The sequence below is a fragment of the Rossellomorea vietnamensis genome, from assembly GCF_025398035.1.
Taxonomy (GTDB): Bacteria; Bacillota; Bacilli; order Bacillales; family Bacillaceae_B; genus Rossellomorea; species Rossellomorea vietnamensis_B.
In genome coordinates this window covers 2,316,546-2,331,363 of the sequence record NZ_CP104558.1, presented here as the reverse complement: position 1 = coordinate 2,331,363, position 14,818 = coordinate 2,316,546, and the positions used below count along the sequence as shown (strand labels likewise).

The 14,818-nt window shown below is 46.3% G+C and carries 14 protein-coding genes; 12 read left to right on the top strand and 2 right to left on the bottom strand.

Translation table 11 applies throughout. The features are described from left to right. Window positions 1–70: 70 nt before the first annotated feature. The 6 genes from N5C46_RS12065 to N5C46_RS12040 all read left to right on the top strand — a co-directional run bounded on the left by N5C46_RS12065 (window position 71) and on the right by N5C46_RS12040 (window position 8,088). The gene (locus N5C46_RS12065) at window positions 71–970 is read left to right on the top strand and encodes a carbohydrate ABC transporter permease (protein ID WP_034761119.1); all 900 of its coding nucleotides are present in this window, start codon (window positions 71–73) and stop codon (window positions 968–970) included. A 144-nt stretch (window positions 971–1,114) separates the two neighbouring features. Further along, window positions 1,115–1,891 carry a carbohydrate ABC transporter permease gene (locus N5C46_RS12060; RefSeq protein ID WP_051758424.1) on the top strand — a complete coding sequence of 259 codons (777 nt, stop codon included), beginning with the start codon at window positions 1,115–1,117 and terminating at the stop codon, window positions 1,889–1,891. A gap of 15 nt (window positions 1,892–1,906) precedes the next feature. Next, window positions 1,907–3,274 carry a GH1 family beta-glucosidase gene (locus tag N5C46_RS12055; protein ID WP_261748865.1) on the top strand — a complete coding sequence of 456 codons (1,368 nt, stop codon included), beginning with the start codon at window positions 1,907–1,909 and terminating at the stop codon, window positions 3,272–3,274. Continuing rightward, window positions 3,271–4,599: a glycoside hydrolase family 30 protein gene (locus N5C46_RS12050; protein WP_261748864.1), complete on the top strand. Its 1,329-nt coding sequence runs from the start codon at window positions 3,271–3,273 to the stop codon at window positions 4,597–4,599. The genes N5C46_RS12055 and N5C46_RS12050 overlap by 4 nt, the downstream gene beginning before the upstream one ends. Window positions 4,600–4,735: 136 nt before the next feature. Then, window positions 4,736–6,052 (top strand): oligosaccharide flippase family protein, encoded by a 1,317-nt coding sequence (locus N5C46_RS12045; protein WP_261748863.1) that lies wholly within the window; start codon window positions 4,736–4,738, stop codon window positions 6,050–6,052. A gap of 143 nt (window positions 6,053–6,195) precedes the next feature. Next, entirely contained in the window at window positions 6,196–8,088 is a 1,893-nt protein-coding gene (locus tag N5C46_RS12040) for a cation:proton antiporter (RefSeq protein WP_261748862.1), read from the top strand. A gap of 14 nt (window positions 8,089–8,102) precedes the next feature. Here N5C46_RS12040 and N5C46_RS12035 read toward each other — a convergent pair whose 3' ends face one another. Then, window positions 8,103–8,237 carry a hypothetical protein gene (locus tag N5C46_RS12035; RefSeq protein ID WP_034761128.1) on the bottom strand — a complete coding sequence of 45 codons (135 nt, stop codon included), beginning with the start codon at window positions 8,235–8,237 and terminating at the stop codon, window positions 8,103–8,105. 92 nt (window positions 8,238–8,329) lie between these two features. Next, window positions 8,330–9,052, bottom strand: coding sequence for a tryptophan-rich sensory protein (locus N5C46_RS12030; protein ID WP_261752346.1), 723 nt, complete (start codon window positions 9,050–9,052; stop codon window positions 8,330–8,332). A gap of 211 nt (window positions 9,053–9,263) precedes the next feature. Between N5C46_RS12030 and N5C46_RS12025 the strand changes: the two genes are divergently transcribed. The 6 genes from N5C46_RS12025 to N5C46_RS12000 all read left to right on the top strand — a co-directional run bounded on the left by N5C46_RS12025 (window position 9,264) and on the right by N5C46_RS12000 (window position 14,761). Next, window positions 9,264–11,051, top strand: a complete 1,788-nt coding sequence (locus N5C46_RS12025; protein ID WP_261748861.1) for a M3 family oligoendopeptidase — start codon at window positions 9,264–9,266, stop codon at window positions 11,049–11,051. 168 nt (window positions 11,052–11,219) lie between these two features. Further along, complete coding sequence (locus N5C46_RS12020) at window positions 11,220–11,564, top strand: lmo0954 family membrane protein (RefSeq protein ID WP_261748860.1); 345 nt, start codon at window positions 11,220–11,222, stop codon at window positions 11,562–11,564. A 15-nt stretch (window positions 11,565–11,579) separates the two neighbouring features. Beyond that, the gene (locus N5C46_RS12015) at window positions 11,580–12,233 is read left to right on the top strand and encodes a PspA/IM30 family protein (RefSeq protein WP_261748859.1); all 654 of its coding nucleotides are present in this window, start codon (window positions 11,580–11,582) and stop codon (window positions 12,231–12,233) included. A gap of 125 nt (window positions 12,234–12,358) precedes the next feature. Then, on the top strand, window positions 12,359–13,090 hold the full coding sequence (liaF, locus tag N5C46_RS12010; protein WP_261748858.1) for a cell wall-active antibiotics response protein LiaF: 732 nt from the start codon (window positions 12,359–12,361) through the stop codon (window positions 13,088–13,090). Then, window positions 13,087–14,136, top strand: a complete 1,050-nt coding sequence (locus tag N5C46_RS12005) for a sensor histidine kinase (protein ID WP_261748857.1) — start codon at window positions 13,087–13,089, stop codon at window positions 14,134–14,136. Before liaF ends, N5C46_RS12005 begins: the two co-directional genes overlap by 4 nt. Beyond that, on the top strand, window positions 14,129–14,761 hold the full coding sequence (locus tag N5C46_RS12000; RefSeq protein ID WP_034762656.1) for a response regulator transcription factor: 633 nt from the start codon (window positions 14,129–14,131) through the stop codon (window positions 14,759–14,761). Before N5C46_RS12005 ends, N5C46_RS12000 begins: the two co-directional genes overlap by 8 nt. Window positions 14,762–14,818: the final 57 nt, after the last annotated feature.

The window sequence follows — 14,818 nt, the reverse complement described above, 5'->3', positions numbered from 1 at the left end:
ATTTAATGGCAGGCGGCGTGGCTTCATGTCGCCTGCCGAAAATCTATTAATCAACTAGGGGGGCTGGGGAATGAAGAAAGTAGATCGATTTGGTTATCTGTTTATCGCCCCGTTTTGGATCATCTTTTTAATATTCAGTATTTATCCTGTTGCTCTTACATTCTATTACAGCTTTACAAACTATTCAGGAAGCGGGACAGCGGAAGTCGTCGGTCTTGCCAACTACACCCGTTTACTCACAGACAGCTATTTTGTGGAAGCATTTTTCAACACGTGGAAAATATGGGGAATCAACTTTGCCCTGCAAATTGGTCTTGCCCTTGTACTCGCATTAATCTTCTCTGATATGAGAATGAAGTTGAGAGGTTTGGCGTTTTTCAGATCAATCTTTTATTTACCTAATTTAATCACGATTAGTTCGGTCGCCCTGTTGTTTGGTATCTTACTGGACTGGCAGCATGGATCATTAAATATGATTCTATTAAATATAGGTCTTATATCAGAACCGATTAATTGGCTGAACGAGCCTGCGACTGCACAGTTGTCAGTATCCCTGATCCTTACGTGGATGTGGTTCGGTCATTCGTTCATCGTCGTCATGGCGGGGGTTTCCGGAATTTCGAAGGACTACTATGAGGCTGCTTTGATCGATGGTGCAAACAGATGGCAGACGTTTACGAAAATCACGATCCCTTTATTAAAACCGATCTTGCTTTATATCATGATCACATCCCTGATCGGCGGTCTTCAATTATTCGATCTGCCAATGCTTCTGACAGATGGTATCGGTTCTCCGGATGGATCGCTGAATACGATGGTACTGTATCTATACAATCAGGCATTCAAGTTTAATAACTATGGATATGCTTCAGCTGTCGCATATGGATTGTTCGTCATTACCTTGATCTTCTCGGCGATTGTCTTCAAAGGGATGTATGGAAATGAACGCAAACAAGCAAGGAAGGTGTAAAGCATGTTGGGGAAAACAGCGGTAGAAAAAAATGTACCGGCTCAAAAGGTAGAAAAGTCAAAGCCTGAACTTTTGCCACATGAGTCCAAACTGAAAACCAGAAATACCATTGTGAAGAGCATCATTTACATCGTACTGGTGTTGATGGCGATTGTCTGCTTCATTCCATTCCTGATGATGCTTGTGAATGCGACAAGGTCAAATGAAGCGATTCTGTCTGGATTCACCTTGGTACCGGGGAGTTCTTTAGTTGAAAACTACACGACGATGATGGAGTACGTAAACATCTGGTCGGGGTTCAAGAATAGTCTGATCATCTCTGTCCTTACGACTTTATTATCAGGGTATTTCTCAGCATTGACTGCCTATGGATTTGCCTTTTACACATTCAAGGGGAAGAATTTTCTGTTCGTGTTCATGCTTGTGATGATGATGGTTCCAGGACAATTGGGGCTGATCGGCTTTTATGAACTGAGTAAGAATCTGGGGATCCTCGATTCCTTCATCCCACTGATCGTTCCGGCCATCGCAAGTCCGTTCGTCGTATTTTTCTTAAGACAATACATCCAGACGACGCTTCACCCAAGTTTAATCGAGGCTGCCCGCATCGATGGGGCAAGTGAGTTCAAGATTTTCCATACAGTGGCGATCCCGATCATGATGCCGGCAGTTGCGACGATGTCGATCTTCACGTTCATCGGATCATGGAATAACTACATCATGCCACTCGTCATCCTGTTCTCACCTGAGAAATATACCCTGCCAGTATTGATGGGATTCTTGAAGGGATCTCAAGTGGCACAAAATTTAGGTTCAATGTACTTAGGAATCGCGATTTCAGTCGTACCAATCATGATTGCCTTCCTATTCCTGTCTAAATATATCGTCAACAGCATTTCAGCAGGATCAATCAAAGAATAGAGGAGAGAATGACCGATGAAATTTGATCAAACATTTACCTTTGGAACCGCCACATCATCGTATCAAATCGAAGGTGCACATAATGAAGGAGGAAGAACTCCGTCCATCTGGGATATGTTCTGTGACATTCCAGGGAAAGTATATAAGCAACATAATGGTGATGTCGCTTGTGACCACTACCACCGATTCGAAGAAGACATTCAGCATATCAAGCGCCTTGGTGTAGACACTTATCGTTTTTCCATTGCCTGGCCTCGTATCTTTCCTGAAAAGGGGAAGTACAATCAGGAAGGAATGGACTTTTACAAAAAATTGGCGGCAAAACTTCAAGAAGAAGGCATCAAGCCAGCTGTGACACTGTATCACTGGGACCTGCCGATGTGGGCCCATGAAGAAGGTGGATGGGTCAACCGTGAATCTGTAGAATGGTTCATGGACTATGCAAGAGCGTGCTTCGCGGAACTTGATGCGGTCGTCGATTCATGGATTACCCATAATGAACCTTGGTGTGCAGGGTTCCTTGGCTATCATCAAGGCGTCCATGCACCGGGTCATACGAATCTGGATGAAGCAGTGAAAGCGGTCCACCATATGCTTCTCTCCCACGGAAAAGCGGTTGAACTGCTGAAGAAAGAATTTAAATCTCAAACCGACATCGGCATCACGTTGAACCTGTCACCCGTGTATCCAAACACTGATTCAGTGAATGACCTTCTTGCTGCCAACAACGCGGACGGATACTCGAATCGCTGGTTCCTGGATCCTGTATTCAAAGGGGAATACCCGAAAGACATGATGAACCTGTTCTCGAAATATGTTCATACGTATGACTTCATCAAAGAAGGCGATATGGAACTGATTTCGACGGAATGCGATTTCTTCGGCATCAACTATTACAGCCGTGGAATTGTCGAGTTCAGTGCCGCCAATGACTTTATGCATAAGGGAGCTTTCTCCGACTATGAGAAAACAGGCATGGGCTGGGACATCGCGCCGAATGAATTCAAGGACCTCATCCGCCGCCTGAGACAAGTTTATACGGATCTGCCAATCTATATCACGGAAAACGGAGCGGCGTATGATGATGTGCTGGAAAATGGAAGAGTGCATGATCACGAACGCGTCAACTACTTGAATCTGCATCTTCAAGCGGTTTCTGACCTTAATGAAGAAGGCATGAACATTCAAGGGTATTATTTATGGTCACTGATGGATAACTTCGAGTGGAGTTTCGGGTATGATAAGCGTTTCGGCATCCTTTATATCGACTTCGATACGCAGGAGCGGATTTGGAAAGACAGTGCCTTCCGTTATGCTGAAGTCATTCGGGATCATAAAAAGAAGCATGGCCTTCATACCAATGCCGAGGAAGTCGCTCAATGAATATGAAGGTGATTTTGACAGCCAAAGAAACAGGAGATCGGTTCTCTGAAAAAGAACCGGTTTCTTTTTCTGAAGACCGTGCTTCTATCCACATCCAACTCGATCGGGAGCTTAAATATCAGGAAATATTGGGATTTGGCGGTGCATTCACCGAAGCGGCGGCTCACAGCCTTTCCCTCATCAGCCCTGAAAAAAGGAAAGAAATCATCCACCGTTATTTTGATCCGTCTGAAGGACTTGGTTACCGCTTCGGCCGGACGCATATCAACAGCTGTGATTTTTCATTAGGAAACTATTCCTATGTGGAAGATGGAGATACTTCGTTGGAAAGCTTCTCCATCGATCGTGAGAAGAAGCTCGTGATTCCCCTTATCCAGGAAGCAAAGGAAGTAGCGGGAGGAGAACTTTCTATCGTGGCTTCTCCGTGGAGTCCTCCTTCATGGATGAAAACGAACGGTGAAATGAACAACGGAGGGAAACTATTGCCCGAATTTCAATCCGTGTGGGCAGACTACTACTCGAAGTACATAGAGGCGATGGAAGAAGAGGGGATCGGAATCTGGGGATTGACGATCCAGAATGAACCGGAAGCGAAGCAGGTGTGGGATTCATGTCTGTACACAGGGGAAGAAGAACGGGACTTCATTAAAAATCATCTAGGTCCGTCCCTCGTCGGACATGGCCACGGGGATGTAAAGGTCATCATCTGGGATCATAATCGTGATGTGATTCATGAGCGTGCGAAGGCGGTCCTGTCCGATCCCGAAGCGGCCAAATATGTGTGGGGAACAGGGGTTCACTGGTATGTATCAGAGGAGTTTGAAAACCTCTCTAAAGTGCATCACGACTTCCCTGATAAGCATTTGATCTTTACAGAAGGATGCATCGAAGGCGGAGTCAGACCCGGCGCCTGGGATACGGGTGAACGCTATGGCCGGAATATCATGGGTGATTTGAACAATTACCTTGAAGCGTGGATCGACTGGAATATCGTACTGAACGAAGAAGGCGGACCGAACCATGTCGGGAATTACTGCGATGCACCGGTGATTGTCGACACTGTGAATGACGAGGTCCGGTACAACAGCTCATACTATTACATTGGGCATTTCAGCAAATATATCAAGGTCGGAGCAAGACGTATCGGATGTCAGATTTCCAATGACGCTGTATCGGCTGCTTCCTTTGAAAATCCAGACGGGGAGATCGTCGTCATTGTGATGAATGCGAATGACCGTGAGGAAGAGATCTCGCTTGCCATAGGTGAGGGAAATTTCAATATGACTCTTCCATTGCATTCGATTGCCACTTTTATTATCGGTTAGTTGGAAAGCAGTCCTTTTGGGGGGCTGCTTTTTTATGTATTAAGCACACCCCCCTGATCTACCCACACCCCGCCTCATATTCCCCGGACAACCATCATAGAATAGACCATCTTACATAAAGGCAGGGTACAAGCATATGAGTCTGTTTTTAAGGGGTACATTGGTGTTGGTGGTGACGGCATTCTTAGGGGAGTGCCTGGAATTTATCATTAATATGATCCTGGCCAGGGAGCTTGGGGAAGCAGGGCTTGGCACATACATGTCGATTCTTCCGACGGTCTTCCTGATCGTCATATTGTCGAGCATGGAACTGCCGATCAGCCTTTCCAAATTCTTTGCAGAAAAGGAGGAACGGTATCACAGGGGGATGCTGCACTATGCTTTCAGGTTTGCGGTCATCACGACATGCATTCTTTTATTGATCATGGTGATGGTTTACGCCTGGACTCCTTTATTCCAAGGATATCATTCCGGGATTCGCTGGCTCGTCCTGATCGTGATCCCGATTGTAGCCTTCACCTCCATAACAAGAGGGTATTTCATGGGGATCCAGCAGATGGGGAAAATCGCGGCAGCTAATTTTCTTCGTAAAGGAATCCAGTTATTTTTATTGGTGTCCATCTATCAATTTTTATCCTTTGGCATCGATACATCCATCTTCATTGCCCTTGGGACGTTAATTGCCAGTGAAGTGGTGGTTTTTGTATATTTGATTCATGCTTACGTTCTTGAAATTAAGGGTAAAAGAAAGAACAGCCATTCTACACTATCAACAGGTGAAATGAGAAAGTCAGTGCTATCTGTTTCGATTCCGACCACGGTCCTTCGCATCTTCCATGCGCTGACCCATGCCATACAGCCTTTTTTGATCAAATGGGCCCTCGTCCTTTCGGGGATGGGAGCGGTGGATGCGAATGAACATTTCGGGATGCTGGCGGGAATTGCCCTCACCATCGGGTTCTTTCCTTCGTTCATTGCTTTTTCGATGTTGATCGTGTTGATCCCGACCGTATCGGAAAAAGTATCATCGAATGATTTTAATGGGATCCTGACCCACCTTAAGCAAGTGATGTGGCTCACATTGGGCTACGGTGTACCGGCCGTGATCATTTACTATACGCTCGGAGACTACATAACAGGGACGTTTTTTCACTCTGTTTCCTCCGCCTATTATTTAAAGCTGCTCTGGCCGTACTTCCTGTTTCATTTTCTGGTATTTCCCCTTCAGGCCTTTTTGATCGGTCTTGGACTGGTGAAGGATGCTCTCCTTCATACCATCTGGTCGAGTGTCTTTTCGTTTTCACTCATTTACCTGCTTGGTTCCCGTTTTGGAATGGAAGGCGTCATCCTGGGCATGAATGCAGGAGCCGTCTTGATCACCATGCTCCACTATGTGACCATCTGCAGGGAATTGGAAACGACTCTTTGGTTAAAATCAGCCATAAAAATGTAAACTATACAAAACAAATGTGCTGACGCGAGGCATTTGTTTTGCAATAGGAGGGACACTCCTTTTATTCTATTTGTAATCTGTAACACCTACATACCATTCTTTTGTTATGATGGCTGATTTCATAACCTTTAAAGGAGAAATCTATGATCGATTCTATTTTATTCAACATCATGTTAGTCGGAGTACTCGGGATCGCTTCCCAATGGCTTGCCTGGAGATTCAGGCTGCCGGCCATCGTCGTCATGTCGATTGTCGGATTGCTCGTAGGTCCAATTTTTGGCCTCATCAATCCTAAGGACGATTTTGGAGATGTATTTAAACCTATTATATCGATGGCTGTGGCCATCATCCTCTTTGAGGGAAGCTTGAATCTTGATTTCCGCGAAGTGAGGGGACTCGGGAAACCGGTCTTCAGGATCGTGACGTTCGGGGCCCTCCTTGCCTGGATCCTTGGTTCCCTTGGAGCCCATTATGTTGCAGGTTTATCGTGGGCTGTTGCCTTCGTGATCGGAGGGTTATTCATCGTAACAGGTCCAACGGTCATCCTTCCGCTGCTCAGGCAGGCGAAGCTTAAGCCGAGACCTGCAGCAATCCTGAAGTGGGAAGGGATCGTCGTCGACCCATTCGGCGCATTGATTGCCGTATTTGCCTTTGAAATCATCAACTTTTTGATCAGTGAAGATGTAACCGGACTTTCTTTATTGCTTTTCTTTGCCGCTTCCCTGTTTGCCGTCGTCTTTGGCTGGGCACTCGGGAAGTTCACAGGCTTTATCTTTGAAAATGGACATGTTCCGGAATTCCTTAAGTCACCTGTCGTGTTCGCACTTGTCCTGGCCTGTTTCACGATTTCGGATCATATTACTCATGAAACCGGCCTTCTTGCTGTAACGGCCATGGGGATGACGTTAGCGAATATGCATATTTCATCCATCGACGATATGCGTCACTTTAAGGAAAATATTTCGGTGCTGCTCATATCGACCATATTCGTGATGCTGACGGCTTCCTTGACCGTCGATACCCTATTCCAGATCTTCAATTGGAATATCATTGCATTCGTCCTGCTCATGCTATTCATCGTACGGCCGGTGTCCATCTGGCTTTCCACGATAGGGACGGACCTCTCCATCAGGGAGAAGATCCTTGTGGGATGGATCGCACCGCGGGGAATCGTCGCTTTGACTGTATCAAGTTACTTTGCGTCGGTATTGTTGGAGAAGGGGTTCGAGGATGCGAAGATTTTGACATCCCTCACTTTCGCCCTTGTATTCTCAACCGTATGCGCACACGGATTTTCGATTAAATGGCTGGCTAAGAAACTGGATCTTGCCATCAGTGAGCAGCCGGGTGTCATGATTGTCGGAGGAAGCAAGTTCAGTACCGAATTTGCCAAAACCCTTCAGAATATGAAGATACCGGTCCTTATCACAGATTCCTCCTGGCAGCGATTGTTTTCGGTCAGAAAAGCCGGGATCCCATTTTACAGGGGAGAGATTTTATCCGAGCAGACCGAGTACTATCTGGATATGACCCCATATGAATATATGATCGCAGCAACGGAACTCGATTCCTATAATGCCCTCGTCTGTACGACATTCGTACCTGAGGTCGGCAGGAATAACCTGTTCCAGCTAAGCCTCAGAAGTAAGAATGATGATGATCTAGAGGACATGGTCCATACGATTGGAGGACGTATCCTTTTCCAAAATCATGTGACGTGGGAAGAGCTGAATAAACGTGTCGAACGAGGGGACGTCTTCAGAAAAACAAATATTACGGAGAAATATACCTTTGAAGAGTATCTGAAAGAACGGGATGAAAATACCCTTTTACTGTTTGCTCATAAACCAACGGGCAGAATTGAGTTCTTTACAGAAGGTTCTTCGCCGAAGATCGAGCAGGGAGATGTCATTGTCAGCCTGACTCAGCCATGTAAAGAGCTGAACAAGATCCAGGAAAAGCTGACCGTTCAGCGGGAAACGAAAGCAAAGGAAGACAAAAAGAAAGCAGATAAACCGAAAGAAAGCGCCGATTGAGTCGGCGCTTTCTTTTACTTTTTACCGGTATACTGCTCTCCAAGCATCTGTTTAACCTGATTGTAGGTGAGGCCTGAATGGGCGTTCTGACGTTTGACTTCATCAATATCCGTCCCTGTCTTCGTTACCTTTTTGTTCGGCTGATCCATGCTGACACCCCCTGTACTTAATGTCAGTCAGGGGAGGTTATTCTATGCAAGAAAAAAGGTCCGTCCCTCCGTTTGAGAGACGGACCTTCGAATCATTTATGCGTGCGCTTATAGACAAGGTCAAAAATCAGGATGATGACGGCAAGGGCATAGGCGGTATATGAATAGGTGGAGTGATCTGCCATGTTCTTCACGCCGATACCGATGAAGGCCCATACAAAGACGAGTGGGTATAGGAGATCATGCTGGGTGATGCGGAACCAGAAGGCAAGGACAGTAGCGACAATCAATCCGTGATAGGCCCAGACAAGCTCGGAAATCCCGAATCCGTTCCAGCCGATATCCGTTAAATAATAGGTGATATTCACAATCGTCGCAATCGAAATCCATCCTAGATAAATCGAGAAAGGGGCCGAATCCAAGAGGGACGGACCTGTGCTCTTCACCCGTTTATACAGGGCGATGAGGGTTAATAAAAGTCCGAGCATAACAAACACGGAAACGAGAAAATAATTATAGTGCCATACCAGGATCCATCCGGAATTCAAAAGGCAGCTGAGGACAAATAATCCGCTTGTTTCCTGATAAAGCGGGAGCTCCCGTCTTGCTTTAGGGAATTGACGGATGATCCAGATGGCAAGCAGAAGGTAAATGAGGCTCCAAATGGAAAAAACATAGCCTGCAGGAGTGATCATGATATCCAGCCGGTCACTGATTTCGCTCGTGGATTGATTGTTCAAAGGCAGTGTGACAGCCAGTGTATTCATGACGATCACCAATGCGAAGGCTAGAATATTTAAAATCAATTTCATAATGTATCCTCCTTGAAAAATAATGGTGATGCAGGAAAGGATCCCTTTCAAGACCTGTTGTTTGCTATATACTATTCCACTTTTATCCGTTTAAAAACCAAATGAAGAGAGTTTAGGTAAAAGGAATTGTAAAAGATCATGAAGGATTTAGAGGTTTTATCGAGAATTAAAAGATAGGATAGGGACAATTTACATATTACATTAGGGGGACATTATGGACCATACAACTCATACATATTCAACGGTTTGGAATTTAGATGTTTTTTTCCAAGGAGGAAGTGAATCACAGGAATTCAGGAATCATCTCGATACATTGGAAAAGAAGAAAAATGATTTCGCAGAGAATGCCCTTGCCTTTCATCCGCCTCAATCGGCGAACGATGCGGAGCTGGTGTGGAAGCTCATTGATGAAGCGAAGGACGTGATGTTGTATTTGCGCCAGGCCGGAGCTTTTGTCAGCTGTCTGGAAGCTCAGAATATGCATGACCGGAAGGCGGATGCTCTCAGAAGCGAAGTCACAACCCTGAGCGCCGATTTCTCATCGACCTTCACGAAATTCCAGCAGCAGCTTTCAGATTGCAGGGAAGAAGTGTGGGAAGAACTGCTGAAGCATGATCGTCTGAGTGAAATCACGTTTGTGCTGAATGAGTGGAGACATAAAGCGAAGGACAAGCTTTCAAGCAGTGAGGAATCCTTGATCGGGGCGCTCGCAGTCGACGGATATCACGGCTGGGGACAGATGTACGACACGATCGTGGGTGCGATGGACATTACTCACGACGGAAAAAGCCTCTCGGTGGGACAGGCCAATAATCTACTATCAAGCCCCGATCCGAAAACCCGTAAAGAGGTTTTTGATAAACTGGAGAACGCATGGGAACAGAATGAAGAGCTTTTTGCCCGTACCCTTAATCATCTTGGCGGCTTCCGCTTGAATGTGTATAAAAAGCGGGGCTGGGACGAATTGATGAAGGAGCCCCTTGAGTACAACCGAATGAAGCAGGAAACCCTGGACGCCATGTGGGGGGCCATCAGCAAAAACAAAAAGCCTTTCGTCCAGTATCTGGACCGGAAAGCGAAATTGATCGGCAAGGATAAACTGGACTGGTATGACATGGACGCTCCGGTGGCGGAGTCGACGAGCACGATGTCATACGATGAAGGAGCGAAATTCATTCTGAAACAGTTCGCCCGTTTCGGAAGTGAAATGGCCCAGTTTGCAGAAAAAGCCTTTGAGGATGAGTGGATCGAAGCAGAGGACCGTTCAGGAAAACGTCCCGGCGGCTTCTGTACATCATTCCCGTTAAGCGATCAATCACGGATTTTCATGACGTACTCAGGCTCGATGTCGAATGTTTCGACACTAGCCCATGAATTAGGCCATGCATTCCATTCCTATGCGTTAAAGCCAATGCATACGTTAAATCGCAATTACGCCATGAATGTCGCAGAAACGGCCTCCACTTTTGCCGAAATGATTGTGGCGGATGCAGCCGTGAAGGAAGCGGAAACGAAGGAAGAAAAGATTGCCCTTGTCGAAGATAAACTTCAGAGGAGCGTGGCGTTCTTCATGAATATCCATGCCCGCTTCTTATTCGAAACCCGTTTCTATGAAGCACGCAAAAAAGGGGTCGTGTCTGTCGATACGTTGAACGATCTGATGGTGGAAGCCCAGAAGGAAGCATTCGCCGATTCTCTGGGAGAGGTCCACCCGCGTTTCTGGGCATCAAAGCTCCATTTCTATATCACAGGAGTGCCGTTCTATAACTTCCCGTATACATTCGGCTACCTGTTCTCGCTGAGCATTTACGCGAAGGCACTGGAGTCCGGCGAAAGCTATGAAGAGAAATACATGGCCCTGCTCCGTGACACAGCCGTTATGAACGTGGAAGACCTTGCCATGAAGCACCTCGGTGAGGACATCACCAAAGAAGCCTTCTGGCAAAAAGGAATCAACCTCTGCATTGCGGATGTAGAAGAATTCCTCGAACTGACGAAGTAAATATACGTATTGAGGTCCGTCCCTTGTATTGAGGGACGGACCTTTTTAATGTTCAGTCCTATCCCTCCTAAGCCTCAAGTCTGATAGTAAAATAAAGCTCCGGCTCGTTATGGGAAATCCGGAAACCAGGTAGGATAGAGACATGAAGAAGAAAGGAGGCAACAACATATGAAGAAAGTTGGATTGCTTTTAGCCGGAGGAATTGCAGCGATCGTACTGCTGGCCAATTTAGGACCGATTGTGGGGCTTGCGATCTCTTTATTGATCATGTACTACAGCTTTAAAGGTTTCGTCAAGACGGACTCCACAGGGAAGAAAATCCTCTGGGCACTGATCGGTCTTGCCGCATTCAGTGCAACCGTATCGAACTTCCCGGCCATCATCGGGCTCGTTGCTCTGTATGTCCTGTATGTCATCTATAAGAACTGGAAGAAAGAAGATGTCATCATAGAGGAAAAATCGTCTGACCCTTTCACGAACTTTGAAAGAGAATGGTCACAATTAAAAAACTAAAGGAGAGATTTAATAATGGCTAATTTATTTCAACGATTAAAGAATACCGTCATGTCCGACCTGCACGAAGCATTAGATAAGAAAGAGAAGAAAAACCCCATCGCCGTCCTGAATCATTACTTAAGACAGTGTGAGCAGGAAGTGGAAAAGGTAAGAAAGCTTGTCGAAAGGCAGTATCTCTTGAAAGAAGAGTTTCAAAAAGAGTACCAGCAGGCTTCGGTTCTTGCTGACAAACGGAAGTACCAGGCAGAGGTAGCGTCAAAGGCAAATGAAGAAGGCCTGTATGAATTTGCCCTGCAGGAACAAAAATACTATGAAGAACGTGCCGTCCGCATCCAGGAATCCAAGCTGCAAGCGACAAAAGAGCTTGAAGAGCTTGAACGTAAATATGAAGAGATGAAGCACAAGCTGAAGGATATGTACATCAAGCGCATGGAGCTGATGGGCAGGGAAAATATCGCCCGCGCTCATAACAAAATGAACTCTGTCCTGGAATCATCTTCAGGGTATAACAATCAGGCATTTTCTAAGTTTGATGAAATTGAAACGTACTTAGACCAACTGGAGCATGGAGTGAATTCCTCGTATTACCGAAACACGATCGACGCCAAGATCGCCAAATTGGAAAAAGAAATGAAAAATGAGGAAACAGAAGCCATTCCGTCCTGAAACATGGTATTCTAAATGAAGAAAAACATGATAACGTAAAAAAAAGGGGGAGCCCATGATGGGTTCACCCCGTTTTATCTTAGGATTTGAGCCGTTACATACATAACCGGAAAGGAGGGACCCCCATGTTCAATCGCTTACGCTCTGACGGAATCAGTTGGATCATCTTAATCGGGACATTACTTATACTGTTGGAAGTATCCTTTTATGATGGGGGGGTTCTTGTCTTTCTATCCATTGCGGCATTCTGCATTTATATCGGACGAAAAAAACTGCCGAGGACGTCGGGGAAGATTCTGCTGTGGTTTGGGATCATCAGCTTAGCGATCAATATTTTCAATACGGTCGCATTTAAATTCCTGCTATTTGGCATTCTTCTCTTTATCATTGTACGCTTTGCCGATTCAAAGAAACATCCGAAGTACATCACGCCGTCCATCAAGGAAACGTTTACCCAAAGCCATGAACCGCTCATGATGAAAAGGTCGGCTCTTCAGAATGAGTGGTTCGGTCCAAAGCGGACGCCGGATGATGTGTATGAATGGAATGATATCAATATCCAGGGTGTCATCGGGGACTCGGTCATCGATATCGGGAATACGGTTCTTCCAAAGGGTACTTCCATTGTGTCCATCCGGAATATACTGGGGAATATCGAAATCCTGATCCCGTATGACGTGGAAGTGAGTGTGCATCATTCGGTCCTGGCGGGATCGATCGAGATTTTTGATGAAGTCGAGCCGAAAGCGATCAATCAGTCCCTCTATTATCAAACACCGGGATACGATGAGGCGGTCCAGCGTGTGAAGATCATCACCTCCATGTGGATCGGGGATTTTGAGGTGAAGAGAATATGAGTACGGTCAGTAAGCAGGTCGTTGCAGGTATCCTCTTTTCCCTTGTCATGGTGCTGTTTTTATCCTTTTCCTTCTTCTATTTATATCCGTTACAGGATTGGTCCCTTTTATGGGAAGTGGAAATCATGGATATCCCTGGAGCGGGGTTTATTCTCGTTTTCAGTATTGTGATCGGGATTGGTTTCGGCATCCGGAGCGGCTTGAAGGATAAGCGGCAGCTGCGGGAAATGGAAGATGCCCTCCATCACGTGGAGCAGGGGCGCACGATCACCATCCCTGAAACGGCAACCTCCGAGGTGCAGCAGGTGTGGAAAAAGGTCGACGCCCTTGGGAAACATCTCACCGATCAAGCCCGGTACTCCCAGAAGCTTGCCAATGAAAAAGCCGAGGAACAGGAAAAAAGGATCCAGGAAATCGTATCTCAGGAGCGGAACCGATTGGCGAGGGAATTGCATGACTCGGTCAGTCAGCAGCTGTTCGCCGCCTCGATGCTCATGTCAGCGATCACGGAGACTCCCTCCTCTCACAGGACCCCCCATGAAGAGAAGCAGCTGGGAATGGTCGAACAGATGATCCATCAGTCGCAGCTTGAAATGAGGGCGCTCCTCCTCCATCTTCGCCCCGTGGCGTTAAAAGGAAAGAATCTTCAAGAAGGAATGAAGGAGCTGTTGGTCGAATTAGCTCAGAAGGTCCCCCTTGAGATCGAATGGAAAATTGAGGACATGAGCCTGGATAAGGGAATTGAAGATCATTTGTTCCGGATTTTGCAGGAGTCGGTTTCGAACACACTTCGCCATGCCAAAGCGACTTCCCTCGACATCCGCCTCATTAAGAGGGAATCGATCATCATCTTGAGGGTGGTGGACGATGGCCTCGGGTTTGATGTGAATGAGTCGAAGGTGACGAGCTCGTATGGGCTTCAAAATATGAGGGAACGGGCCATTGAAATCGGAGGGACGTTTAAAGTCATTAGTGTGCCAAATAAGGGGACGCGATTGGAAGTGAAGGTTCCCGTTGTAGAGAATGAAGGTGAAAAGAATGATTAAAGTAGTATTTGTGGATGATCATGAAATGGTGAGGATCGGTGTATCATCTTATTTGTCGGCCCAGGCGGATATCGATGTCGTCGGGGAAGCGTCAGATGGGAAAGAAGGTGTACAACTGGCCTTAGAACTGCGGCCGGATATCATCCTGATGGACCTTGTGATGAAGGAAATGGATGGGATTCAGGCGACGAAAGAAATCATCCGGGAGTGGCCGGATGCGAAAATCATCATTGTGACAAGCTTTCTCGATGATGATAAGGTGTATCCTGCCCTTGAAGCGGGTGCCGTCAGTTATATGCTGAAAACATCGAAGGCCAGTGAAATCGCAGAAGCGGTTCGCAAAACCCATAACGGTCAGTCGATACTCGAGCCCGAAGTGACGGGGAAGATGATGACACGGATGAGGCAGAAGACCGTTTCCCATCCCCATGAGGAATTGACGAACCGGGAGCTTGAAATCCTCCTTCTCATGACGCAGGGGAAAACGAATCAGGAAATCGCAGACGAATTATTCATCGCCCTGAAAACAGTGAAAACCCACGTGAGCAACATCCTGTCAAAGCTCGGAGTACAGGACCGGACCCAGGCCGTCATCTATGCCTTTAAACATGATCTCGCTAAATAATATAAGAAAAGTGACCCAGAATGAAAACTTTTGGGTCACTTTTTCGTATAGAAAGAA